The sequence below is a fragment of the Candidatus Rhodoluna planktonica genome (assembly GCF_001854225.1).
GTDB lineage: Bacteria > Actinomycetota > Actinomycetes > Actinomycetales > Microbacteriaceae > Rhodoluna > Rhodoluna planktonica.
This window is the reverse complement of record NZ_CP015208.1, coordinates 896,082-920,819: the sequence shown is the minus strand read 5'-3', so window position 1 is coordinate 920,819 and position 24,738 is coordinate 896,082. Positions and strand designations below refer to the sequence as shown.

At 52.3% G+C, this 24,738-nt stretch carries 26 protein-coding genes; 21 read left to right on the top strand and 5 right to left on the bottom strand.

Going from position 1 to position 24,738, the window contains the following annotated elements; genetic code table 11:
- Nucleotides 1-18 precede the first annotated feature (18 nt).
- The 6 genes from A4Z71_RS04590 (at nt 19) to A4Z71_RS04565 (ending at nt 6,020) form a co-directional block, all read left to right on the top strand.
- Nucleotides 19-564, top strand: a complete 546-nt coding sequence (locus A4Z71_RS04590) for a DUF805 domain-containing protein (RefSeq protein WP_070954750.1) — start codon at nt 19-21, stop codon at nt 562-564.
- A gap of 138 nt (nt 565-702) precedes the next feature.
- The gene (gene rpsO / locus A4Z71_RS04585) at nt 703-972 is read left to right on the top strand and encodes a 30S ribosomal protein S15 (protein WP_070954749.1); all 270 of its coding nucleotides are present in this window, start codon (nt 703-705) and stop codon (nt 970-972) included.
- A 274-nt stretch (nt 973-1,246) separates the two neighbouring features.
- On the top strand, nt 1,247-3,463 hold the full coding sequence (locus A4Z71_RS04580; RefSeq protein WP_070955252.1) for a polyribonucleotide nucleotidyltransferase: 2,217 nt from the start codon (nt 1,247-1,249) through the stop codon (nt 3,461-3,463).
- Nucleotides 3,464-3,482: 19 nt separating this feature from the next.
- Complete coding sequence (locus A4Z71_RS04575; protein ID WP_070954748.1) at nt 3,483-4,817, top strand: M16 family metallopeptidase; 1,335 nt, start codon at nt 3,483-3,485, stop codon at nt 4,815-4,817.
- A 19-nt stretch (nt 4,818-4,836) separates the two neighbouring features.
- Nucleotides 4,837-5,568, top strand: coding sequence for a 4-hydroxy-tetrahydrodipicolinate reductase (dapB, locus tag A4Z71_RS04570; protein ID WP_070954747.1), 732 nt, complete (start codon nt 4,837-4,839; stop codon nt 5,566-5,568).
- Complete coding sequence (locus A4Z71_RS04565; RefSeq protein WP_070954746.1) at nt 5,568-6,020, top strand: hypothetical protein; 453 nt, start codon at nt 5,568-5,570, stop codon at nt 6,018-6,020. Before dapB ends, A4Z71_RS04565 begins: the two co-directional genes overlap by 1 nt.
- A 4-nt stretch (nt 6,021-6,024) precedes the next feature.
- Here the strand turns inward: A4Z71_RS04565 and A4Z71_RS04560 are convergent, their stop codons facing one another.
- Nucleotides 6,025-6,480, bottom strand: coding sequence for a DUF4395 domain-containing protein (locus A4Z71_RS04560; RefSeq protein WP_070954745.1), 456 nt, complete (start codon nt 6,478-6,480; stop codon nt 6,025-6,027).
- A complete protein-coding gene (locus A4Z71_RS04555; protein ID WP_070954744.1) occupies nt 6,473-6,916 on the bottom strand; it encodes a thioredoxin family protein in 444 nt (147 codons plus the stop codon). The genes A4Z71_RS04560 and A4Z71_RS04555 overlap by 8 nt, the downstream gene beginning before the upstream one ends.
- Before the next feature lie 102 nt (nt 6,917-7,018).
- On the opposite strand from A4Z71_RS04555, the gene thyX reads away from it, so the two are divergent.
- The gene (gene thyX, locus A4Z71_RS04550; RefSeq protein WP_070954743.1) at nt 7,019-7,753 is read left to right on the top strand and encodes an FAD-dependent thymidylate synthase; all 735 of its coding nucleotides are present in this window, start codon (nt 7,019-7,021) and stop codon (nt 7,751-7,753) included.
- 39 nt (nt 7,754-7,792) lie between these two features.
- Here thyX and A4Z71_RS04545 read toward each other — a convergent pair whose 3' ends face one another.
- Nucleotides 7,793-9,028, bottom strand: coding sequence for a SulP family inorganic anion transporter (locus A4Z71_RS04545; RefSeq protein ID WP_145943903.1), 1,236 nt, complete (start codon nt 9,026-9,028; stop codon nt 7,793-7,795).
- 71 nt (nt 9,029-9,099) lie between these two features.
- On the opposite strand from A4Z71_RS04545, the gene dapA reads away from it, so the two are divergent.
- The 12 genes from dapA to dapF all read left to right on the top strand — a co-directional run bounded on the left by dapA (nt 9,100) and on the right by dapF (nt 21,380).
- Entirely contained in the window at nt 9,100-10,071 is a 972-nt protein-coding gene (gene dapA / locus A4Z71_RS04540) for a 4-hydroxy-tetrahydrodipicolinate synthase (RefSeq protein ID WP_070955251.1), read from the top strand.
- Between the two features lie 24 nt (nt 10,072-10,095).
- On the top strand, nt 10,096-11,769 hold the full coding sequence (locus A4Z71_RS04535) for a ribonuclease J (RefSeq protein ID WP_236858512.1): 1,674 nt from the start codon (nt 10,096-10,098) through the stop codon (nt 11,767-11,769).
- Nucleotides 11,770-11,854: 85 nt separating this feature from the next.
- Complete coding sequence (locus A4Z71_RS04530; protein WP_084028420.1) at nt 11,855-14,533, top strand: FtsK/SpoIIIE family DNA translocase; 2,679 nt, start codon at nt 11,855-11,857, stop codon at nt 14,531-14,533.
- Nucleotides 14,530-15,090 (top strand): CDP-diacylglycerol--glycerol-3-phosphate 3-phosphatidyltransferase, encoded by a 561-nt coding sequence (gene pgsA, locus A4Z71_RS04525; protein ID WP_070954741.1) that lies wholly within the window; start codon nt 14,530-14,532, stop codon nt 15,088-15,090. The genes A4Z71_RS04530 and pgsA overlap by 4 nt, the downstream gene beginning before the upstream one ends.
- The gene (locus A4Z71_RS04520) at nt 15,087-15,596 is read left to right on the top strand and encodes a CinA family protein (RefSeq protein ID WP_070954740.1); all 510 of its coding nucleotides are present in this window, start codon (nt 15,087-15,089) and stop codon (nt 15,594-15,596) included. The genes pgsA and A4Z71_RS04520 overlap by 4 nt, the downstream gene beginning before the upstream one ends.
- A 96-nt stretch (nt 15,597-15,692) precedes the next feature.
- The gene (locus A4Z71_RS04515; protein ID WP_070954739.1) at nt 15,693-16,028 is read left to right on the top strand and encodes a helix-turn-helix domain-containing protein; all 336 of its coding nucleotides are present in this window, start codon (nt 15,693-15,695) and stop codon (nt 16,026-16,028) included.
- A 20-nt stretch (nt 16,029-16,048) separates the two neighbouring features.
- A complete protein-coding gene (locus A4Z71_RS04510) occupies nt 16,049-16,276 on the top strand; it encodes a DUF3046 domain-containing protein (protein ID WP_070954738.1) in 228 nt (75 codons plus the stop codon).
- A gap of 185 nt (nt 16,277-16,461) precedes the next feature.
- Nucleotides 16,462-17,529 (top strand): recombinase RecA, encoded by a 1,068-nt coding sequence (recA, locus tag A4Z71_RS04505; protein ID WP_070954737.1) that lies wholly within the window; start codon nt 16,462-16,464, stop codon nt 17,527-17,529.
- Entirely contained in the window at nt 17,516-18,022 is a 507-nt protein-coding gene (locus A4Z71_RS04500; RefSeq protein ID WP_070955248.1) for a regulatory protein RecX, read from the top strand. Before recA ends, A4Z71_RS04500 begins: the two co-directional genes overlap by 14 nt.
- 24 nt (nt 18,023-18,046) lie before the next feature.
- Nucleotides 18,047-19,546, top strand: coding sequence for a tRNA (N6-isopentenyl adenosine(37)-C2)-methylthiotransferase MiaB (gene miaB / locus A4Z71_RS04495; protein ID WP_084028418.1), 1,500 nt, complete (start codon nt 18,047-18,049; stop codon nt 19,544-19,546).
- On the top strand, nt 19,533-20,477 hold the full coding sequence (gene miaA, locus A4Z71_RS04490; protein WP_070954735.1) for a tRNA (adenosine(37)-N6)-dimethylallyltransferase MiaA: 945 nt from the start codon (nt 19,533-19,535) through the stop codon (nt 20,475-20,477). Before miaB ends, miaA begins: the two co-directional genes overlap by 14 nt.
- Nucleotides 20,478-20,504: 27 nt before the next feature.
- Nucleotides 20,505-21,380, top strand: coding sequence for a diaminopimelate epimerase (dapF, locus tag A4Z71_RS04485; protein ID WP_070954734.1), 876 nt, complete (start codon nt 20,505-20,507; stop codon nt 21,378-21,380).
- A 5-nt stretch (nt 21,381-21,385) separates the two neighbouring features.
- Here dapF and A4Z71_RS04480 read toward each other — a convergent pair whose 3' ends face one another.
- Nucleotides 21,386-21,994, bottom strand: coding sequence for a class I SAM-dependent methyltransferase (locus A4Z71_RS04480; RefSeq protein WP_070954733.1), 609 nt, complete (start codon nt 21,992-21,994; stop codon nt 21,386-21,388).
- A 42-nt stretch (nt 21,995-22,036) separates the two neighbouring features.
- Here A4Z71_RS04480 and hflX point away from each other — a divergent pair, with 42 nt between their 5' ends.
- On the top strand, nt 22,037-23,524 hold the full coding sequence (gene hflX, locus A4Z71_RS04475; protein ID WP_070954732.1) for a GTPase HflX: 1,488 nt from the start codon (nt 22,037-22,039) through the stop codon (nt 23,522-23,524).
- A gap of 1 nt (nt 23,525) precedes the next feature.
- Here the strand turns inward: hflX and lexA are convergent, their stop codons facing one another.
- Complete coding sequence (gene lexA, locus A4Z71_RS04470; protein WP_070954731.1) at nt 23,526-24,209, bottom strand: transcriptional repressor LexA; 684 nt, start codon at nt 24,207-24,209, stop codon at nt 23,526-23,528.
- A gap of 178 nt (nt 24,210-24,387) precedes the next feature.
- Between lexA and yneA the strand changes: the two genes are divergently transcribed.
- On the top strand, nt 24,388-24,720 hold the full coding sequence (yneA, locus tag A4Z71_RS04465) for a cell division suppressor protein YneA (protein WP_070954730.1): 333 nt from the start codon (nt 24,388-24,390) through the stop codon (nt 24,718-24,720).
- Nucleotides 24,721-24,738: the final 18 nt, after the last annotated feature.

Here is a 24,738-nt window from a genome sequence, read left to right as displayed (position 1 = left end):
CGGTTCTAAACTGACGATATGGAAAAGATTACTTTTGTCGGTGCCGTGAAAATCGGGCTAAACAAATACGCGAAATTCGCAGGACGTGCCACCAGACCGGAGTTCTGGTACTTTGTCCTATTCACTTTTCTGGTTTCAATTGTCACCGGCACCATCGATGCGGTGCTCTTTCCAGGTGATGCCTCGGCAGGCGTGCTCAGCTCAACCAACACTCCGGTAAGCGACTTCATCAGTCTCTTGCTACTTCTGCCTTCGCTTGCCGTGTTCGTGCGTCGAATTCGCGATACCGGCCGCAGTGCCAAGGTGCTTTTTTGGTCGCTCCTACCGGCGTTGCTTTTCATCTTTGCCCTGGTAATGGCCCTGCCTACCCTGATGCAACTCGACTTTAATGATCCAACCCTTCTAGAACGGCTTGCAAACCTTGATCCGGTCGCCGATAAAGAATTTGTCGATGGCCTGGTCGCTGCAATTCTCTGGTTCGTGCCGGCAATTGTTTCGAGTTTGGCTGTGCAGCTGTACTACTTGGTTGTAGTCCTCCAAAAGTCAAACTCAGCTGACAGCTAAGCCACTTTCACAATCTGGGCTGGAGTTTCTCGTCCGGTTGCTCTAGGCTAGAGCGGTTGCCGTGAATCGGCCGCGGATAAAGAGCGCTAAAACATCGGGTTTTATGCACCGCGCAGCAAGTTCTTTGAAAGGAACCGAATGTCTCTGGACAAGTCAGTCAAAACTGCAATCATCAACGAGTACGCAACCCACCCAGGCGACACCGGTTCGCCTGAAGTTCAGGTTGCTGTTCTAACTCAGCGCATCAAAGACCTAACCGAGCACCTAAAGAGCCACAAGCACGACCACCACAGCCGTCGTGGTCTTCTAATCTTGGTTGGTCAGCGTCGCCGTTTGCTCGGCTACCTTCAGGGTGTCGACATCGCTCGTTACCGCGCACTAATCGAGCGCCTAGGCCTTCGTCGCTAATTTGATTTTTTGAAAACCCCGCTTCGGCGGGGTTTTCTATTACCCGACATTCCTAGGCGAATTGCCGATGCTCTGCTAACCTAAAAAAGTACGAGACGGCAGGTTTGCTGGTCTTCGGTTGTAGATCTTGATCAACTGCTCAAGCTTTATTACTGCAGACCAGGGCATCCCTCAAAATAACGGGCATTACTTGCCATTTTCGTGCGCGCGCATTTTCGCGCAATTTACGCAATAAAGAGGAGAGACCATGACCGGTCCAGATAACCACGTGCCAATGGATGGCACCGAATATGAATACGCAACAATCGACAACGGCAAGTTTGGCAAGCGAGTAATCCGCTTTGAAACCGGCCGCCTAGCTCAGCAGGCACAGGGTGCCGCCTCGGTTTACCTTGATGGCGAGACCATGCTGTTTTCAGCAACCACCGCATCAAAGCAGCCAAAAGATCAGTTCGACTTTTTCCCGCTAACCATTGATGTCGAAGAGAAAATGTATGCGGCTGGCCGCATCCCAGGTTCGTTCTTCCGTCGCGAAGGCCGCCCAACCACCGACGCGATTTTGGCCTGTCGTCTAATTGACCGTCCACTTCGCCCATCATTCGATGACGGTCTCCGCAACGAAATCCAGGTTGTCGTTACCGTTATGGCAATTCACCCAGATGAGCTTTACGACGTAATCGCGATCAACGCAGCATCGATGTCAACCAAACTTGCCGGTTTGCCTTTCTCTGGCCCAGTTGGTGGCGTTCGTGTAGCACTAGTTGATGGTCAGTGGGTTGCGTTCCCTAAGCACTCTCAGCTAGAGCGCGCAGTGTTCGACATGGTCGTCGCTGGCCGCTTGGTAGTTGAAAACGGCGTTGAAGATGTGGCCATCATGATGGTAGAAGCTGAGGCGACCGAGACCGCTTGGCACCTAATCAACAACGAGGGCGCGACCGCTCCAAATGAGCAGATCGTAGCCGAGGGCCTTGAAGCAGCCAAGCCTTTCATCAAAGAGCTTTGCGAGGCACAGTCTCGTTTGGCAGCTCGCGCAGCCAAGCCGCTAACCGAGTACCCGCTGTTCCCGCCATACACCGATGAGGTTTACGCTGCGGTCGAGGCCGAGGCAGCGACCGAACTGGCAAAGATTTACCAAATTGCTGACAAGCAAGAGCGACAGAATGCCGATGATGAGCTCAAAGAGCGCGTCAAGGCCAAGCTTGTCGAAACTCTTCCAGAAGAGTTGCAGGGCCAAATCTCAGCAGCTTATAAGTCAGTTACCAAGAAGGTAATGCGTACCCGTGTCCTCAAAGAGGGCATCCGCATCGACGGCCGCGGTCTGCGTGACATTCGTGCTCTCGACGCTGAAGTTTCGGTTATTCCAAGAGTCCACGGCTCGGCAATCTTCCAGCGCGGTGAGACCCAAATTTTGGGTATCACCACACTAAACATGTTGAAAATGGAGCAGCAGATCGACAGCCTCTCACCAGAGACCTCGAAGCGCTACATGCACAACTACAACTTCCCTCCTTACTCAACCGGTGAAGTTGGCCGCGTTGGCACTCCGAAGCGCCGTGAAATTGGTCACGGAGCCTTGGCGGAGCGTGCATTGGTTCCAGTGCTACCTTCTCGTCAAGAGTTCCCTTACGCAATTCGTCAGGTGTCAGAGGCTCTCGGCTCAAACGGTTCAACCTCAATGGGTTCTGTTTGTGCTTCAACCCTGGCGCTACTAAACGCCGGTGTTCCACTGCGCGCACCGGTTGCCGGTATTGCTATGGGTCTAATTTCTGACCAGGTAGATGGCAAGACTCAGTACGCAGCGCTAACCGACATCCTCGGTGCAGAAGATGCACTTGGCGACATGGACTTCAAAGTTGCCGGAACCCGCGAGTTCGTAACTGCTATTCAGCTAGACACCAAACTTGATGGAATTCCAGCATCGGTTCTAGCTGGTGCGCTAACTCAGGCTAAAGAAGCTCGTCTGCACATCCTCGATGTGATGGCTCAGGCTATCAACGAGCCAGATGAAATGGCCCCAACCGCACCGCGCATCATTTCGGTCAAGATACCTGTTGACAAAATTGGTGAGCTTATCGGTCCAAAGGGCAAGACCATCAACGAAATCCAGGATGACACTGGCGCTGAAATCTCGATTGAGGAAGACGGCACCGTGCTAATCGGAGCTACCGACGGCGTTGCAGCTGAGGCGGCTAAGGCGCGTGTAAACGCGATTGCTAACCCTCACGTACCTGAGATTGGCGAGCGATTCCTCGGAACCGTTGTCAAGCTAGCTACCTTCGGCGCATTCGTGTCGCTGGTTCCTGGCAAGGATGGCCTGTTGCACATTTCTGAACTGAAGAAACTTGCTGGCAAGCGTGTTGAGAACGTCGAAGATGTTCTTGAGGTTGGCCAGAAGCTTCAGGTTGAAATCACCAAGATCGATGACCGTGGCAAGCTATCGCTGAGCCCAGTTGTTGATGGTGCACCAGAAGCTGCAACCGAAGAAGACTAATTAGGAGGTTTGGTCCAAGATGGCCGAAATTCTTTTCCCACTTGATCAAGCCGACCTGACCTTCACCGCTTCGGGGGGTAGTTCGATTCGTCGAACTATTCTCCCAAGCGGTGTTCGCGTTTTAAGCGAACAAATGCCCGGGGCGCAAAGTGCCTCCATTTCCTTTTCGGTCGCGGTTGGTTCCAGAGATGAAACCAACGGACACTTTGGCTCAACTCATTTTCTAGAGCACCTGCTTTTCAAAGGCACCACGCGCCGCTCGGCGCTCGATATTGCTGTTGCTTTCGATTCGGTCGGTGGGTCATCTAACGCCGCCACCGGAAAAGAGCACACCAGCTACTACGCCAGGGTGCAAGATTCTGCCTTGCCATTGGCGGTGGACGTAATTGGTGACATGCTGACCTCTTCGGTCATTGACCCTAAAGAGTTTGAAAACGAGCGCACCGTAATTCTTGAAGAATTGGCGATGAATGACGATGACCCAACCGACGTTGTTCACGAAGCTTTCGCCGAGGCTGTTTTGGGTACCCACGAACTGGGGCGCCCAATCGGTGGTACCGAAGCGACAATCAATGCGGTTACTCGCGAAGCGGTTTGGGAGCATTACCAAGCAAATTACCGGCCTCAAGACTTGGTTGTTGCGGCTGCCGGCGGAGTAGAACACGGTTCCCTGATTGCGCTGGTCGAAAAAGCACTACTCGATGCCGGCTGGGATTTAGACGCTAGTGCCGCGCCAGTTTCGAGAAGAAATTTGGCACCTGCTCAGATTGAGCGCGGAACTGACCTCAAGGTCATCAAGCGGCCCTTGCAACAGGCAAATATCTTGCTTGGTTGTCAAGGCCTAATTGCTGAAGACAGCAGACGTTTTGCCATGGGAATCTTGAACACCGTTCTTGGTGGCGGAATGAGTTCGAGACTGTTCCAAGAAATCCGTGAAAAACGCGGTCTTGCCTATTCGGTTTACTCTTTCAACCAGGGGTACAGCGATGGCGCCTACTTCGGTTTATACGCCGGATGTTCACCGAGTAAGGCCCAAGAAGTCACCAAGCTAATGCTGGGCGAGCTCGAGTCAATTGCAGCCAATGGCATAACCGAGCACGAACTTGAGCTGGCCAAAGGCAATATCAGCGGCGGTATGGCTTTGAAATACGAGAGTACACAGGCACGCATGAATCGGTTGCTCAGTGCCGAAATTATCAACGGTGAATTTTATGATCTAGATGATTCGCTGCACCACATAAATTCAGTCACACTCGAGCAGGTTCAGTCCCTTGCTGCTGACCTGATCAGGCGCGATCGATCGCTGGTTGCCGTTGGCGATGTGTCGGAAAAGCTATTTCAGCAGTTCATATAGAGATTGGTAGATTAGGCGAATGAAGTACAAAGTTGCCGTAGTCGGCTCAACCGGTCGAATGGGCAAGTTAGCCCTTGAACTAATTGATGCAGCCCAAGATTTCGAAATTGTGGCTCGACTCGACTCTAAATCTGAATTAGTTGAAGCTGCTGATGCAGACATTATCTTCGAAGTCACCAAGCTTGAGGTTTCTGAAAAAGTTGTCGACTTTGCCATCGAACACAATAAAAAAATCGTAGTTGGCACTTCTGGTTGGAATCAATCAAAACTCGCTGATTTAGACGGCAAGCTATCGCAAAACGAAGCTGGGGTAGTGGTTATCCCAAATTTTTCAATTGGTTCAATGCTGGCCACTTCTTTTGCCGCGCAGGCAGCCAAATATTTTGACTCAATCGAAATCGTTGAAGCCCATCATGCCGGCAAAATTGATTCGCCCTCGGGCACTGCGGTTCGCACCGCCGAACTAATTTCCCAATCTCGAATTGACCTAATCCAGCCTCTAATTCCCGGGGTAGATCAGCCGGCCAGAGGCCAAGTAGTCTCGGGCGTCCCAATTCACAGCCTGCGCCTCAAGGGGGTCTCGGCCAAGCAAGATGTTTACCTCGGTGGTGAATCAGAATTGTTGACCATCAGCCACGAAACCACTTCGGTTGCGGCATATTCTGCAGGCATTCTGATGGCGCTGAGGTACGCAGCCACGGCCAAAGGCCTAACCGTTGGCCTCGCAACTGTGGCGGGCCTAAACTCCTAATGTCTCGGCAAAAGCTTTCTGCAGCGCTAATGGCGGGGTTGACCCTGCTTTATGTTTTCCTACTCGGGCAAACCGGATACCTCTTGCTGATCGATGATGAACCGATAGCTAAAGTCATCGGTGGGCTGATCATGGTGTTCCCGCTGTTCGCCGCCTGGGCTATTTTTATCGAATTACGGTTCGGCTTGGCTTTGGAAAAACTGTCGAGAAAAATAATCGAAGATGGCAATCTTCCTGAATTTGATTTTGAACTTCGACCTAGCGGTCGACCAACTAGGGCATCAGCTGATCGTGTTTTCGCGCAGCATCAAATCAAGGCCGCAGAAAATGAAATTAACTACCTTTATTGGTATGGGCTCGGCCTAATTTACGATGCGGCGGGCGATCGAACCCGGGCTAGAAAGGCTATGCGCACTGCTATTGCCTTGGCTAAGGCACAGTCGCTGATCTAGCTGCTCAGTTCCTAAAAAGCCCGAATCTTTTCAGGGTCAAATACAGCTGGCAACCCAGACAGTAGGCAAATGCTGCATTCAGAAATGCTGCGATGAAAGCTATTGCTGCGGCAACAACCAATCCGAGTTCAATTCCCAAGACTTGCATTAGCAATCCAGACAGGCTGATTAACAGTCCGACTGCTTGAGCGAACCGAACCGGACGCGAGTCCTCCAAGTCGGTTTTTGCAGCCAGTCTTGGTCGCACCAGCTTTCGATACAAAATTCCAAATGGATGCCTGGTCGGACCCAAACTAGCGCCGATAAAGAACAAACCCGCGAGAATCAGCAGCAGAAAGAATGCTGCGTCTTCGGTGGTCGAATCAAGGCCCAGAAAAACTACTGCGAGCAGCAAAACAGATGTTATTGAGGCCGCAAATCTTGGGCCTCGCGGATCAATTTTTTCAGGTGCACTAGCCATTCAGATTCTCCAATAGTTGATTCAGTTGAGTCGGTTTGGGTGCTCCGCTAATCCTTGAAATTACCCGTCCGGTGTTATCAAGAATCAGGGTTGTTGGTGTTTGCAGCACTTTGAAGTGGCTAGCCAAATCTAACCGGTTGGTCACATCGACTTCAATGTGTACTAACCCCGGTGTTTGCTTTTCGAGTTCGCCGAGCACCCGTGAAGTTTGAACGCAAACCGAACACATCTCGGTGGAGAACTGCAGCAGGGTGGCTTTTTTGCCAAATTTCACAACTGGCTTGCCTGCTTTTTCAGCGCCTAACCTTTTTAGGTCAACCTGTTCTCCTGAACGAACTCGATGGGTTCGACCGCTCTGCGATTTCCAAATCAGGCCAACTGTGGCTGCGAAAGCAAGCAAAACCAGGATGATGATCAGCCGGTTCTCAAGGTTCATGAGCACTAGGTTAGGTCGCCGTTTTAGTTATGGCCAGGTTATTTCTGATTATTACGGTGTCGCCTAAAGTTGGTTAAACCAGCCAGGCACTAGGCTGGGGGCGTGTCTGAAATTAAATTTCGCAGTGATGTAACCGTCGAATTAGTGCGTGCCAGTGCCGCCGATTCTGATGTCCTTTTCGCGGCCCGAGTGTCAACGCAGGGTGAGCAAACGCTCGAATCAGCAGCCGCTCAAACTTCTGCAGCAGAAGATGAGAAACGTAACAAGGGTCTAATCAATTACCTGATGCGTGATCGCCACGGTTCGCCATTCGAGCACAACTCGATGACTTTTTACGTCCAAGCTCCGATTTTCGTTTTCCGCGAGTTCATGCGCCACCGTATTGCCTCGTACAACGAAGAATCAGGTCGATACAAAGAGCTAAGTCCGGTGTTCTACGTTCCGGGGCCAGATCGCAACCTAGTTCAGACCGGAAAAACTGGACACTACGAATTCAGTCCTGGATCAGCCGAGCAGATTGCGTTGGTCGAACAAGAGGCCCGCACCAGTTCGCAACAGGCCTACGAGTCGTATCAGAGAATGTTAGAGGCCGGTGTCGCTCGTGAAGTTGCTCGAATCGTACTTCCGCTCAACATTTACTCGAGTATGTACGTGACCATGAATGCTCGTGCTCTGATGAACTTCTTAAGCCTCAGAACTAAGCGTGAGGGCACCCACTTTCCTTCTTTCCCACAGCGCGAAATTGAAATGTGTGCCGAAAAGATGGAAGAATTCTGGGCCGAACTGATGCCTTACACCTACGAGGCTTTTAACCAGCATGGCCGGGTTGCTCCGTAATAAAAAGCTCTATGGCTTAGCGGCCAAGTCAAGAAACCCTCAATCGCCGAGGGTTTCTTTGCTATTGACCGGTGGGTATCTCCGATCTAAGCGGTCCGCAATTTTTCGATGCCTCAAGGTGAGCGAAACCACCAATCCAGAGATCACTGCCGCGATCAAATCGACAGAAACCGTGATGATAAAAGTAACCGCCAAGACCGCTGCGTTAGTTACCGACTCTTTGGCCAGCGAGCGCAGTTCACCGAAATTGATCATGTTGAAGCAGGTCGCGAATAAAACTCCAGCCAAGGCAGCTAGCGGAATTTGCGAAACCAGTGGCGCCAGAGTCAAGACGATAACTGCCAAGAGGAGGGCGTGAACGGCTGATGCCAGTTTTGATGTTGCGCCAGATCTGACATTCACGGCTGTGCGCGCGAGTGCGGCCGTTGCCGGCACTCCGCCAAAGAAAGGCACTATTAGGTTGGCCAATCCCTGTCCGAATAATTCACGATTTGAATCATGCGAAATAAAATCTGCTGTGCTTTTCTCGGCACGATTCGTTTGAAGTGCAAGCGCCATCCGGTCCGCAATTTTCGCCGAGAGCAGGCTCTCTAGGGCTGCGAGAATCGCAACGGCGATACCTGCAAACACTAATTTGGTGAAGTCCTGGTTTAAGAAACCGATTGAAAAATCGCCGATTCGCGCTGGTAACTCTCCAATTGAAGTTAGTTCGAGATTTAGTGCCGAATTGAGCACCGCCGCGACGATTACCAAAATTAGCGAAATCGGCAGTCGTGGAATTTTTCTACTAGCAAGCACTACGGCGACAGCGATTACCAGTGCCGAGATACTTGAGTTGAAATCTATCAAAAACTGCAGTTGCGAAATCGCAATCACAATCGCGATGCCTGCGGTGAAACCTTCAATCAGCGCCGTTGGCAATTTGTGCACATGCTGGCCGATCCGCAAAATGGCCGAAAGAATTAGTAAGCCGCCAGCGATTAGCCCCACGCCAAGAACTCCGGGAGCCCCGTACTGACTAAAAATCGGAATCAGCACCACAGTCATTGCCCCGGTAGGGCCGGAGACCTGATATTTACTCCCACCAAAAACAGCTGCGACTAATCCGGCAATTATGGCTGTGGTCAAACCTGCGGCTGCGCCCAAGCCTGAACCGATGCCGAAGGCGAGTGCTAGGGGTAGCGCCACAATGGCAACTGTTGCGCCGGCAGCAAAATTTTGTAGGGGTTGACGGAAGAAGCTTTTCAACGCGACCGACATTTGCAAATGGCTCACTTCCCTCACTCTGCCGAATTACAGCAACGCTGTCAAATAGGCTGACACGCTAGTCTTGATGCATGTCTGCAATGCAAAAAGATTTATTTGGCCAAGTTTTGGTCGCGCTGGTAACCCCAATGAACGCTGAAGGTGAAGTCGACTGGGATGCAACCGAGCGCCACATCGATTACGTAATTTCTAACGGCGCCGATGGGGTAGTGGTAACCGGTACTACCGGTGAAACAAGCACGCTAACCGATGCCGAGAAGATTAAGTTGGTTGAGGTTGGCAAATCCGTGTCGGCCGGCCGCGCAAAAATTATTACCGGCGGTGGTTCAAACGAGACCGCCCACGCGATGCAGCTTTATAAGGCCAGTGAGAAAGCTGGCGCCGACGGTGTCATGATTGTGACCCCTTACTACAACAAGCCCACCCAAGCCGGTGTGCTCACCCACTTCAGACTTATTGCCGATTCGACTGACCTACCGGTAATCCTTTACGACATCCCTGGTCGGTCTGGAATCGCTATCTCTTACGACACCTTCCACCGAGCTGCCAAGCACCCAAACATCGTTGCCGTCAAGGATGCCAAAGGCGATTTGGCTCAGGCTTCCCGGATCATGAACGAAACCGGCCTGCTCTACTTTTCCGGTGATGACTCAAATGTTTTGCCGCACATCTCGATTGGTGCCACCGGTCTTATCGGTGTTACCGCCAACGTTGCTCCAGCGGCATACCGTGAAATGGTCGATGCTACCAACCGCAATGATTTTCACTCAGCCTTAAAAGTTCACAATGCGCTTGAGCCACTTCAGCGAGCCTTGATGACCCATGTCCCAGGGACCGTGGCAGCAAAATATGTTTTGCACGGCTTGGGTCTAATCAACTCGCCGCGCGTGCGATTGCCTCTGGTTGGCCCCGAAGATGCTGAGGCTGCTCGTATCGAAAACGACATTGACAAGGTCGAAACCGTTCCTGGTCTAAGCTTCGAAAACTTCAGACCTGACCGCAATGCTGCCGCCGGTGGTGCGCTACCAAAGGTTGCCGGCACGACCAGATAACCGGTCTCAAAGAAAAGAGTTTTTGTGCAAACCTTGCCTGAACCTGCGCCGCTGAAGCCCGGAGTGCTGCGAATAATTCCACTGGGTGGAATTGGCGAAATTGGCCGCAACATGACGGTTTTTGAACTCGACGGGAAAATCCTTGTCGTCGACTGCGGGGTTTTGTTTCCGGAAGAGCACCAGCCCGGCGTCGACGTAATTTTGCCTGATTTCGGATATTTGCGCGATCGCATGCAGGACGTTGTGGGTATTGTTTTGACGCACGGTCACGAAGACCACATCGGCGGTGTTCCGTATCTGCTCAGACTGCGCGAGGACATCCCAATTTTCGGTTCTGCTCTTACTTTGGCGTTCATCGTCTCAAAGCTGAAAGAGCACCGAATTACTGCCCAAACTCAGGTTGTTGCCGAGGGGCAGCGTGTCAAAATTGCTGACTTCGATCTTGAATTCATTGCCGTAAACCACTCCATCCCGGATGCGCTGGCAGTGTTGATTCGAACCAGCGCGGGGTCGGTGCTACATACCGGTGATTTCAAAATGGACCAGCTTCCACTTGATGGCCGACTAACCGATTTGCGTGCTTTTTCTCGAATTGGCGAAGAGGGGCTTGACCTATTTCTCTGTGACTCGACCAACGCTGATGTTCCAGGGTTCACCCCGTTAGAAAAAGACATCGGGCCGGTTATCGAGAATGTCATTTCTCGCAGTAAGGGTCGAGTAGTTGTGGCTTCGTTCTCGAGTCACATCCACCGTGTTCAACAGGTAGTGGATGCTGCTTTAGCCAACAACAGAAAAGTTGCCCTGGTTGGGCGCTCGATGGTCAAAAACATGCAGATCGCCTCTGAGCTCGGCTATCTCAAGGCCGAGCCTGAAACCTTTGTCGACCTGAAAAACGCTATTTCGATGCCTCAAGACCAGGTGGTATATATGTCAACCGGTTCGCAAGGCGAGCCGATGGCGGTTCTGTCCAGAATGGTGAACCTCGAGCACGAAATAGAAATTGGCCAGGGCGACACTGTAATTTTGGCTAGCTCGCTTATCCCGGGTAATGAAAACGCGGTGTACCGCGTCATCGATGGTCTCACCAAATTGGGTGCCAACGTGGTGCACAAGGGCAATGCCAAGGTGCACGTATCAGGACACGCTGCCGCTGGCGAACTGCTCTACTGTTACAACATTTTGAAACCCAAAAATGTTATGCCCGTTCACGGCGAATATCGCCACCTCATCGCTAACGGCAATCTAGCTCAGCAAACCGGTGTTCCTAGCGAACGGGTGTTGATTACCGAGGATGGTTGGGTTGTCGATCTGGTTGCCGGAAAAGCCGATATTGTGGGCGCGGTTGAGTGCGGGTTGCTCTACGTCGACGGCAAAACTGTTGGCAAAATCACCGAGGATGACCTAAAAGATCGTCGTATCCTCGCTCAGGAAGGTTTCATTTCGATCTTCTGCGTGATTGACGCGCAAACCGGTCGAATTGCCTCCGGTCCTGAAATCCGGGCCCGTGCTTTTGCCGAGGCCGATCATGTTTTTGATGACGTTAAGCCTCTGATTGAACGAGCCATGGCTGAAGCTGCAGCAGAGGGAATTCGAGACACGTATGCCATGCAGCAGGTTATCCGCAGAACTATCGGTACCTGGGTGGCTAAAGCTCACCGCCGTCGCCCGATGATCATCCCGGTAGTTATCACCTACTAGAACTGCACCGCGCCGCCCAAGTCAAACCGGCTTGAAAATACGTGCCGATACTGATCTGGAGCGGTTTGGCTGTTATTTTTATTGAATGGCCGCGCGCAAACCAACCCCACCCAGGGGAACTTCAGCTAAATCACAACCTCGAGTTGCGCGCCCAAAAAATCCGACTCGCAGCTCGACTGCTGGTCAGTCAGCTGGTTCGAAATTCGCCTCGGCGCTCGCCGCGGTCTATATGTTTTTTGCCCACTCAGTAGGTGCGGCTGCCCGTTCGCTATCTCCAGAGAGAATTGCCCCCGAAGATCGACGAGATGGCATCCCGTTCTTGCTGTTTCTGCTTTCGATTGCCGGCGCTTTTTTTGGTTGGTTTCTTTACCGAGACCCATTTGCGAAAGAGTTAAACGCACACACCTTTGGTTTGCTGTTCGGCCGCGTCGCCTATGTCTTGCCGGTCATCATGGTGATTTTCGCAATCTATCTAATGCGTCACCCGGCCACCGTGCGTGACAACGGTCGAATTGGAATCGGCTTATTTTTGTTCATTGTTTCAATTAGCGGTATTTTTCACGCCGCCGCACCGCAATCTCCTCAGCCAGCCGATGGCGCTTGGCCGTTGGCTGTAGCCGGAGGTCTATTTGGTTGGTTAATCGCTGTGGCTCCATTGAACCTGCTCACCCTGTGGGGTGCGATTCCGCTCATGGTTGTTTTTGCCTTCGGCTCGGTGCTGATTATGGCCAAAACAACTCCGCGTCGAATTCCCGAGCGTCTTCGCCAGTTGAGCACCTATCTGTTTGGCGAGAGTAAAGAAAAATCAGCTTTGCCGTCGGTTCAACAGTTAGACCTGCCTGATGCATTCGATGGAACTAAAGTCCCTTGGTGGCGTCGTCCGAAAACTGAAGAGGCAACCGCCTTTGAAAGCCCGGTAATACCAGCGGCAACTTATTCCGATGACGATGGTGCCGATTTAGATGCGCTGTTCCCGCAAACCGAGCCGGTCGAAGTGCCATCGGTTGACAGCAGCTTCAGTGCTCCGGTTACCGAGCCAATTGAGCTTCCCAGGGATGTATCCAGCTCAGATGCCGAAGAATCTCTCTCTCCGGCGCCAACCACTGCGGCTCCGGTCAGGGCACCGAGGCCTTATGTGATGCCGCCGATGTCTATGTTGGCCAGCGGAACACCCCCTAAGGCTAAATCCGCAGCAAACGATCAGATGGTTGCCGCTATTAACTCAGTTTTCCAAGAGTTTTCAGTTGAAGCTCGGGTGGTGGGTTTCTCGCGAGGTCCAACCGTAACCAGGTACGAAGTCGAACTTGCTCCCGGCGTGAAGGTTGAAGCGGTAACTCGACTCTCCAACAACATTTCTTACGCGGTGGCGTCAAACGAGGTCAGAATCCTCGCGCCAATTCCAGGCAAATCTCTGATCGGCATCGAGATTCCAAACACCGACCGCGAGACTGTGTCGCTAGGTGACGTGCTTCGTTCGGATGTTGCCAAACAGAGCCTGCACCCGCTCACCATTGGTATCGGAAAAGACGTTGAGGGTGGTTTCGTAGTAGCAAATTTGGCGAAGATGCCTCACCTGTTAGTGGCCGGTGCCACCGGTGCGGGTAAATCGAGTTTCGTCAACTCCATGATCACTTCTATTTTGATGCGCGCCAAGCCAGCCGAGGTACGCATGGTGCTGATTGACCCAAAGCGGGTTGAATTGGCTGCCTATCAAGGTGTGCCGCACCTGATTACCCCAATCATTACCAATGCAAAAAAGGCTGCTGAAGCACTGCAGTGGGTCGTCAAAGAGATGGACATGCGCTACGACGACCTAGCATCCTTCGGGTTCAAGCACATCGATGATTTCAATCGCGCTATAGTCGCGGGCGAAGTGAAACTTCCCGAGGGGAGCCAACGAAAACTTCAGCCGTACCCATACCTGCTGGTGGTGGTCGATGAGTTGGCAGACTTGATGATCGTTGCTCCGCGAGACGTTGAAGACTCCATCGTCAGAATTACTCAGTTGGCTCGCGCCTCAGGTATCCATCTCGTGCTGGCGACGCAGCGCCCCTCTGTCGACGTGGTCACCGGTCTTATTAAGGCCAACGTTCCTTCGCGGTTAGCGTTCTCGGTCACCTCGGTTACTGACTCACGCGTAATTTTGGATCAGCCAGGTGCAGAGAAACTTATCGGCCAAGGCGACGCACTATTTTCTCCGATGGGCACCAATAAACCAATGCGCGTTCAGGGAGCATGGTTGGCCGAAAACGAGCTGCAGAAAATCGTTGTTCACGTCAAACAGCAAATGGAACCTGAATACCGTGCTGATGTTCAAGAAACAGTTGCCGCTCGTGTAGTTGACGCCGACATTGGTGACGATTTAGATGTCTTGCTTCAGGCTGCAGAACTAATCATCAATTCACAATTTGGTTCCACTTCGATGCTTCAGCGAAAGCTTCGGGTCGGATTCGCAAAAGCCGGTCGCCTCATGGACCTACTCGAGTCAAGAAGCATCGTTGGTCCGAGCGAGGGCTCAAAGGCCAGAGATGTTTTGGTCCGTCCCGAAGATCTACCTATGATTTTGGCTCAATTGCGTGGCGAACCCGGTTCAGCTAACTCGGCAGCTGTTGCTCAGGCAGCAGCAGAGCTTGATTCACCTGGAAACCTAGCTGCTGGCAGTTTTGACGATTTCGTTCCCCGAGCGACACGTGACCGCTCAATCATCACCGGAGAAGACGATGACGGCGACGAAGATGCCTGGCAGCTGACGGGTCGTCAATGACTCTGGAACGAAATCTCAAGTCGATATTTAATCTGCCAAATTTGATCACCATGTTTCGAATTTTTGCCGTGCCGTTTTTTGTTTGGTCTTTGGCCAGCGCTTCCGGTGATTGGTCACGGTGGTTTTCACTGGCGCTTTTCATTGCAATTATGGCCAGCGACGGTATCGACGGGGCAATCGCCCGTCGCCGTGGTCTAATTACCAACCTTGGTAAGCTGCTCGACCCAATTGCTGACAAAGCGCTTTTAGGTGCGGCGCTGATCACTCTGTCAGTTCTCGGCCAACTGCATTGGCTCGCCACCGCAGTGATTCTGTTGCGTGAGCTTGGCATCACCGTTTACCGCCTGCTGGTGCTGAATAAACGGGTGGTCGCTGCCTCTGCGGGAGGCAAATTCAAAACCATCCTGCAAAGCATCACTGTCGGATACCTAATTTCTCCGATTCCCCAGTTTGCTGCCTGGCTAGAGCTGCTTGGGCAGGCGCTGGTGTGGCTCACAGTTGCGATCACCATTTACAGCGGTGTTCAGTATCTGTTGGCTGCTTGGCGGGCCAGATGAACGAATCCAATTCTTTATCGCCAGCGCAGTTGCTCGATCGGCTGCGGGCAAAGAAAATGCACCTCGCCGTTGCCGAATCGCTAACCGGAGGCGCGATTGCCGCGAAATTAGTCGAGGTTCCTGGCGCATCCGATGTGCTACTCGGCGCGATTGTCGCTTACCAATCCGAGGTGAAGCACGCCATCGTTGGAGTCAGTCGGGGCTTGCTGCAGCAGCAAGGCGCGGTTGATCCCGAGGTTGCTGCCCAGATGGCTATTGGCGTTCGGCAAAAACTGGCCAGCGCCTGCAACATGAATGAAGACGAGGTCATCGGCCTAGCTACCACCGGCGTGGCCGGACCCACTGAGCAAGATGGAAAACCAGTTGGGCTTTGCTACGTAGCAGTTAGTGCACCGTCCCCGATGGGGGATTGCGTCTACGAGTTTCAGTTTTCCGGCAGTCGTGAAGAAGTACGAATGGCAGCGGTAGCAGCAGCGCTAGATGCTCTCGGGGAACAAATCAGTTAGTGCCGCTGTTGTCTTTCACAGGAAACGCTAAGCAGTTCGATTTAGATTTTGTCGTAGTGCTCGAGTAATCTATTCCAAGTTAGAGAGGAGGCAGACATGGTTCTGGTCAGACAAGAAATTGGCGATGTTCTTCGCGATTTTCGTCAGCAAAAAGGCCGCACTCTTCGTCAGGTTGCCTCTCGAGCCAGTGTGGCTCTCGGCTACCTAAGTGAAGTTGAACGCGGTCAAAAAGAAGCATCTTCAGAAATTTTGGCGTCTGTTGCCGAGGCTCTCGAGGTTCCAATTTCGCAAATTATGCGTGAGGTTAGCGATCGTCTAGCAATCCAAGAGCAGTTGCACTTTGGTGCCGTTCTCGAGGCTGAAACCAGTTACATCCCCGACACCGTTCCGGCCGGGTTTGTTGCAGACTTCCACGACTCGTTCGCCCGTTAGTCTTCGTTTCACCCAAAGTCGTGCGCATCAGTCAATTCAACGAACTTATGTCCGACGAGTTTGGTGAGCAATTTTCAGCCGTACTGATGCGCGATTTAAAGCTTTCAGGCTTCAACGATCAAACTCCTAATCAGGCAATCAGCTCGGGCGAAGACCCCAAAGACGTTTGGATCGCAATTTGCCAGACTCAATCTGTACCTAAGTCGCGCTGGCACGGGGTTTCAAAAAAACCCGGTTCGAACAAGTAATCAAAACCTTCGACACGCCAAGTGTAAATTAATCGAAATTTTGTTCGAATTTTGCTACGCTATCCACAAGCTGAGAAATTGGCTTAGTTTCTAACAAAAAAAGACCTGTGTCGTTGTTATGTCGCACCAGACCTTTAGGTTGAAACTAAATCAATAAGCCGGCCCAGGCCTAGAAAGAGGATGAAATGCCATCAGCAGCAGATCGCGAGAAAGCACTCGAGACCGCTCTCGCACAAATCGATCGCCAATTTGGTAAAGGCTCGGTGATGCGCCTGGGTTCAGAAGAGCGAGCACCGGTTGAAGTCATCCCTAGCGGATCCATTGCTCTAGACGTAGCTCTGGGCACCGGTGGTTTCCCTAAGGGCCGCATCATCGAGATTTACGGTCCAGAGTCTTCTGGTAAAACAACGGTAGCTCTGCACGCAATTGCAAATGCTCAGCGCAATGGCGGTATTGCTGCCTTCATCGATGCTGAGCACGCACTTGACCCGGTTTACGCCAAAGCACTTGGCGTCGACATCGATTCGCTGTTGGTCAGCCAACCAGACACCGGTGAACAGGCTCTCGAAATCGCAGACATGCTGGTTCGCAGCGGTTCCATCGACATTGTGGTCATCGACTCCGTGGCCGCCCTGGTGCCTAAAGCCGAAATCGAAGGCGAAATGGGTGACTCGCACGTCGGTTTGCAGGCTCGACTTATGTCTCAAGCATTGAGAAAACTTACCGGTGCGTTGAACAATACCGGCACAACCATGATCTTCATCAACCAGCTCCGTGAAAAAATCGGTGTATTTTTTGGCAGCCCAGAGACCACTGCCGGAGGTAAGGCGCTTAAGTTCTATGCTTCGGTTCGTCTTGACATTCGCCGCATCGAAACTCTTAAAGACGGCCAAGACGCTGTAGGTAACCGCACCCGTGTAAAGGTCGTTAAAAACAAGTTGGCGGCCCCATTCAGACAAGCAGAGTTCGACATTATCTACGGCGTCGGAATCTCTCGCGAGGGAAGCCTCATCGATTTCGGTGTTGAGCAAGAAATTGTCAAGAAGTCAGGCGCTTGGTACACCTACGATGGCGAACAACTCGGTCAGGGTAAAGAAAACGCTCGCAACTATCTAATCGAAAACCCTAAGGTCGCCGACGAAATCGAAAAGAAGATCAAGGCCAAACTAGGCATCGGAGTACCCCGAGCTGTGGCCGACCTCCCAATAGATGAAGCCGAGCAAGCTAAAGAGCCTAAGGTTGCAAACGCCTAAGCCTGAGCTCTCTACAGAAAAGTTAGAACAGCGAGCGAGAAACATTCTCCTGTTCCAACTTTCTTCGGGTGCTAAAAGTGCTAAACAACTTCGCGATCGATTAGAAAAGAAAGAAATTCCTACTGATCTAGCCGAAAAGCTCATCACTAGGTTTACCGAAGTTGGGCTAATCGACGATCTAGCCGTTGCGCAAACTATCGCCCAAAGCCGAAAGTCAACCCGTGGTTGGTCAAACATGGCCATCAAGCGCGACTTACAAAGGCGTGGCATAAGCCTTGAGAACATCGAAATAGCACTTCAGGAATTCGATTCGGAAAGTGAATATCAGACAGCTCTGAGAATCGCCCAAGCTAAGCAGCGCACGCTACGAAATGTCGATGCGCTAACGGCACAACGTCGGCTCCAGGGTTTTTTGGGTCGCCGGGGCTATTCCAGTGCAATTGTGTATTCGGTGGTTCGAGAAGTATTGACTGCCGACAGCCACAATTTTTAAACGCGCAGGTAAACTTTTATTCAAATGAATACCAACACACTTGTCCCGCGCACCTATGAGGTAAGAACCTTCGGCTGCCAGATGAACGTTCACGACTCAGAACGTCTTACCGGCCTGCTCGAAGATGCGGGTTATCAGGCGGCTCAAAATACCGAAGCCGACATCGTAGTTTTCAATACCTGCGCGGTTCGTGAAAATGCGGACAACAAGCTGTACGGAAATCTTGGTATTCTTCGCGAAAAGAAACTTGAAAACCCGAATCTTCAGATTGCGGTTGGCGGTTGCCTCGCTCAAAAAGATCGCGAGACCATCGTCAAGAAGGCGCCTTGGGTAGACGTAGTTTTTGGAACACACAACATCGGTTCTTTGCCGGCACTGCTTGAGCGTGCTCGTCACAATAACGAGGCGCAGGTCGAAATTCTTGAGTCACTCGAAACCTTCCCGAGCGATTTGCCGACTAAACGAGACTCGACATATGCCGGTTGGGTTTCAATTTCGGTGGGCTGCAACAACACCTGCACCTTCTGTATTGTGCCTTCACTTCGAGGAAAAGAAAAAGATCGCCGCCCGGGTGAAATTCTTGCCGAGATTCAAGCCTTGGTTGATGACGGCGTAGTCGAAATTACCCTCCTGGGTCAGAACGTAAACACCTACGGAGTTGAATTCGGTGACCGAGGTGCGTTCGCCAAACTATTACGCGCCTGTGGCGAAATTGATGGTCTAGAGCGTGTTCGTTTTACCAGCCCGCATCCCGCCGCTTTTACAGACGATGTAATCGAGGCCATGGCTGAAACCCACAATGTAATGCCGCAACTGCACATGCCGCTCCAATCCGGCTCAGACCGCATTCTCAAGGAGATGCGCCGCAGTTATCGAAGTGAAAAATACCTGGGAATTCTTGACCGAGTTCGCGCTGCCATGCCGAACGCTGCAATTTCAACCGACATCATCGTTGGTTTTCCAGGTGAGACCGAAGAAGACTTCCTCGAAACCATGAGGGTTGTCGAGCAATCAAGATTTGCTGTTGCCTACACCTTCCAATATTCGAAGCGCCCCGGCACACCTGCTGCCGAACTGCCCAATCAGTTACCTAAAGAGATAGTGCAAGAGCGCTATGAGCGTCTGCTAGCTTTGGTCAACAGAATTGCCTGGGAAGAAAATCAAAAACAAGTTGGTCGCACGGTCGAGGTTCTAGTAGCCAACAATGAGGGCCGCAAAGACGAGCAAACCAATCGCATATCTGGTCGTTCAGAAGATAACCGACTGGTTCACTTCGATGTACCAGCGGGTTCGCCTATGCCACGACCTGGCGATATGGTCACGATTACCATTACCGCAGCCGCTCCATATCACTTGCTTGCCGACCAAGCAGATGGCAGCGTTTATAGTTTGCGTCGAACCCGCGCTGGAGATGCTTGGGATCGAGCAGAGGCAGCGAGTTGCGCGGTTCCTGCTGGCGACACAACAGCAAAATCGGTTTCGCTGGGTATGCCAGGCCAGAAACCCGAACATGCCCACCACTGAGTTAATCGCCGTAGTTGGACCAACTGGCACGGGTAAGTCAGATTTAGCTATCTCACTGGCTCAGTACCTGGATGAAAACGGCAGGCGGGCAGCAATTGTCAATGCAGATTCAATGCAGTTTTATCGAGGCATGGACATCGGCACTGCAAAACTTCCTCAATCCGAGCGCGGGGGAGTAACCCATCACTTACTGGACTGGCTAGAAGTCAAAGATGAATCCACGGCAGCCGAATATCAAACGCGAGCTCGAGCTCTAATTTTGCAACTGCAAAAAGACAAAATCACTCCGATTTTGGTGGGCGGATCCATGCTCTATGTCGCCGCGGTTCTCAACACCTTCGAGTTTCCCGCTCGGGATGCTGCCCTTCGTCAATCGCTGGAGGAAGAACTGATCCAGCACGGCAGTTTGGCACTGCACCAGCGACTTGAGTCTCTGGATCCGGTTGCCGCCAGTCGCATAATTCCGCAAAATGGCCGTCGAATCGTGCGCGCACTTGAAATTGTCTTGCTCACTGGGCAGCCCTTTGCGGCCGCCCTGCCAGATGAACCCCAAGATTGGCAGCCGGTGCTAGAAATTGGGCTTAACTCAGACCGCGAGAATTTGAAAATTCGCTTGGCTAACCGCGTCAGCAAAATGTGGAACTCGGGCTTACTCGGTGAGGTAGAGGGGCTAATTCCACTCGGTATTCGCGAGGGGAAAACCGCATCCCAGGCAATTGGCTATGCCCAGGCTTTGGCACAACTGGATGGCAGAAAATCAGAGCAAGAGGCAATCGCTGAAACTATCCAACTAACCAACCGGTATGCCCGAAGGCAAATGTCTTGGTTTAAGCGCGACGGTCGAATTCAATGGCTTGACTATCAAGATCCGCTATTTGTCGAACGTGCAAAAAATCTGGTTCAAGAACAAATCTTGGCTGATGCTATTTAGCCAAAACTGAACGAATAGGCTATTCAAATGGCGAGCACACTCAAATTCACCAAGGGTCACGGCACCGGCAACGACTTTATTCTGGTTTACGACCAGGATGGCACGATGCGCATCACTCCAGAGCTAGTGGCGGCGCTGTGCGACCGCCATTTTGGCATTGGCGCCGATGGCTTCATCCGAGTGGTCAAATCTGAACACCTTACTGAAGGTCAGCAACTGCTGAGCCAAGCGCCTGAGGCGGTTTGGTTTATGGATTACTACAACGCGGATGGTTCTGTTGCGGAGATGTGCGGCAACGGTATTCGCGTCTTTGCCCGCTACTTGACCGAAAAAGGTCTGGTCGAATTACCGGAAGGTCAGGTTCTCGCTGTCGGCACTCGTGCCGGTGTGAAAGACATCCAACGCTCGATGTCGGGTTTCGCAGTAGACATGGGGCGTTGGGGGCTTGGCGATGAAGTATTGGTCAAGGCTTCTCACCTTGATGTAGCCCGCCCGGGTCAGTCCATCGACGTTGGCAATCCGCATGTCGTTGTTGCTCTCGCTGAAGAGCGAGAACTCGCAGCGCTTGACCTGAGCCGGCAACCAAACATCGATCCCAAGCCGCAGAACGGTGCAAACGTAGAGTTCGTTGTCCCAGCAGATCCGATCATGAAAGACGGCACCGGATTCATCTCAATGCGTGTCTATGAACGTGGCGTGGGGGAGACGCTATCCTGTGGCACCGGCATTGTTGCCGCTGCTTTGGCAACCAGAAACTGGCTCGGCTCAAGGGCCCCAAATCAGTGGTCAGTCACTGTTCCCGGTGGCACTTTAGGGGTCCGAATGTTTCCAACCGAAGACGGTGAGCACGTTGGTCTGAGCGGTGCCGCCGAGCTGGTTTTCGACGGAGAAATTGAGTTCTGAACTGCTTAGATCTTGCGGATAACCTGTAGGACTCGAAATCCTTTCGCGGTATCCACTCGACTACTTTCATGTGATTCAAATTCGTCTTGAAGCCAGCGAAGCAGCGAATCCGCACCAAGATTTTTTTGTACTACCAGAAGAGCATCTGCTCCCATTGAAAGCCTGGGTAGCCAGGTCTTCAAAATCGAATGAAGCACGTCTTTACCGACTCTGATCGGCGGGTTGGACCAAATCTCGTCAAACTCGATTTCGGCTGGCACATCCTCCGGCGTCGCTACTCGAACATTGCTCAGGCCGAGGTTTCGCGCGTTTAGCTCGGTCAATTCAAGTGCTCGCTGGTTGACATCAACGGCCCAAACAGTTGCCGAAGGGTTTTTCATCGCCAGAGCAAGACTGATTGGCCCCCAGCCGCAACCGATGTCCAAAATGTTGCGGGCTGCGGGGTTTTCGTCGAGATGCTCCAAAAGCACCGCAGTTCCGGTGTCAAGGTGCTCCGGGCTAAAAATGCTGCCTGCCGTGGTAACGGAAACTCGTTTACCAACTAAATCGACCTCAATTTTTCGAGGCTTGAAATTGGCGGCTGGTTCAGCTGAGAAATAGTGCTCGGGAGGCATAAGCCAACACTATTGCACCGTCGCTAGGTAGTGTTAGGTGAGATGAGTGAAGAGCAGCAAACAAGTCGGGACCGTGGCGAAGCGGTTATTGATCGAATCCTTCGACGCGGAGCGAAGGCTGACGCGCTTGACGATGCGGCCAGTGTTGGCAATGCCGAGTTTGACGGTGATCAGTTCGAGCGTGAAGATCGCTCAGCGCTGAGACGAGTCGCTGGCCTCAGTACCGAACTTCAAGACATCACCGATGTCGAGTATCGCCAGCTGCGACTTGAGAAAGTTATCTTGATTGGTCTCTGGGGTGAGCAAACCTTGCAAGAGGCCGAAAATTCACTTCGCGAACTCGCTGCTTTAGCCGAGACTGCCGGAGCTGAAGTTCTCGACGGATTGCTCCAACGTAGAGCCCATCCTGACCCGGCCACCTATCTGGGTAAGGGCAAAGCGCAAGAGCTCAAGGCCATGGTTGCCGCCGTCTCGGCAGATACCGTTATCGCTGACACCGAGTTAGCGCCGAGCCAACGTCGCGCACTCGAAGATGTTGTCAACGCCAAGGTCATCGACCGCACCGCAGTGATCCTCGATATCTTTGCCCAACACGCCAAGTCACGCGAAGGCAAGGCTCAGGTCGAGCTGGCGCAGCTGCAATATCTTTTGCCGCGTTTGCGCGGTTGGGGTGAATCTATGTCGCGCCAAGCCGGTGGCCAGGCGGCCGGCGGTGTTGGTATGGGTTCGCGCGGCCCCGGTGAGACGAAGATCGAACTTGATCGCCGCCGCATCAATACCAGGATGGCAAAGCTGCGTAAGCAGATTGCCGCCATGCAACCGGCCAGAGAAACAAAGCGAGCAACTCGAAAGAAAAACCAGGTTCCTGCAGTCGCAATCGCCGGCTATACCAACGCTGGCAAATCTTCGCTGCTCAACCGACTAACCCAGGCTGGTGTGTTGGTCGAGAACGCATTGTTTGCCACACTCGATCCAACCGTCAGGCGAGCCACCACCGAGGATGGCCGCGAATTCACCATCGCCGACACGGTGGGGTTTGTTCGAAACCTGCCACATCAACTGGTTGAGGCATTTCGTTCAACTCTTGAAGAAATAGCCGACAGCGACCTAATTCTGCACATTGTTGACGCATCTCACCCTGATCCGGCTGGCCAGATTGCCACCGTTAGGGATGTAATTGCCGAAGTAAACGCCGGCGACATCAAAGAGCTTGTGGTTTTCAACAAGGTTGATTTGGTTGATGATGTAACCCGGATGGCCCTGCGTGGGCTCGAGCCGGGCTGTATCGAAGTCTCGGCTTACAGTGGCGAGGGTATCGATCAGTTGATCAGGGCGATTGCTGATAACTTGCCAGAGCCAGACGTCTCGGTAACCGCACTCATCCCTTATTCACGCGGCGATTTGGTCTCTAAACTCCACCTCAACCACCGCATCGAATTTTTGGAGCACCGTGAGTCGGGCTCTTTCATTCGGGCAAAAGTTAAGCCCGAGTTAGCGGCCGAGTTGGCTGCGTTTCAGGTGGAAGAGTAATTTAGACCGAACGCAAAACGGCAACCACTTTGCCCAAAATCACGGCATGATCGCCCAGAATTGGCGCAAATGCTGAGTTTCTGGGCAACAACCAGGTGTGTCCGTCTTGTTGCTTGAAAGTTTTTACGGTTGCTTCTTCTTCGAGCAGCGCGGCAACAATGTCGCCGTTTTCAGCGGTTTGCTGTTGCCGCACCACAACCCAGTCACCGTCGCAAATAGCCGCATCGATCATCGACTCTCCGACTACCTTGAGTAAGAACAGGTCGCCCTTGCCGACTAATTGGCGGGGGAGCGGGAAGATTTCTTCGACATTTTGCTCTGCCGTAATTGGACCACCAGCTGCGATGCGCCCGACCATTGGCACCATTGCGGCATCGCCAATTGGAGTGACGTTATCGGGCGCTGATGAATCTTGGGATTCCCAGCCGGGAAGCTCGATCAATACATCTATGGTTCGAGGTCGCTTAGGGTCGCGGCTGATGTAGCCGGCTAGCTCAAGCTGATTTAGCTGATGACTTACCGAAGCCGGCGAGGCGAGCCCGACCTCTTCGCCGATCTCGCGCATGCTAGGAACGTAACCTCGGTCGGCCTTGGACCGCAGAATTGCCTGCAAAATTCGCTCTTGCATGGTACTTAGCGAGTTGGAGCGTCGTGTGTTTTTCTTGTCTTCCACGCTCGACCTCATTTCTTTGTCATAGCCATCGGCTTTACTTGCTTATTCGAAACTTTATTCGGTTTATAGGCCTAAATCAAACACATTTTCGAATAAAAAAAGTTTTTCTTGACAAAATGTCGGTGCCAAACTGTAATCTTGTTCTATAACGAACAAATGTTCGAAACAGAAATTCGAAAGAAGGGGCAAAATGTCTGCATTCATCTCAACAACGCGCATTTCCCGTCCAACCCAGCGTGCCGTGGTTCTAAACCGTTCCGGTCGCAAGTTCGTTCGCACCGCAATTGTTTTGGCTGTGCTTTCCACTAGTCTTTTTGGTTTTGTTGGTCAGGCAACTGCTGGTAGCGAATCAAGCCAGGCCCAGTTCACCTACGTCACGGTTTCTGCCGGTGAAACACTTTGGCAGTTGGCCGAGCGAGTTGCCCCAAACACCGATCCTCGCGAATGGATCGCGCAGGTGGTAAGCCTCAACGGCCTAACCGACAACCAGGTTCACCCCGGGCAGCAAATCGCTATTCCTTAGGTCTATCGATAACCTTGG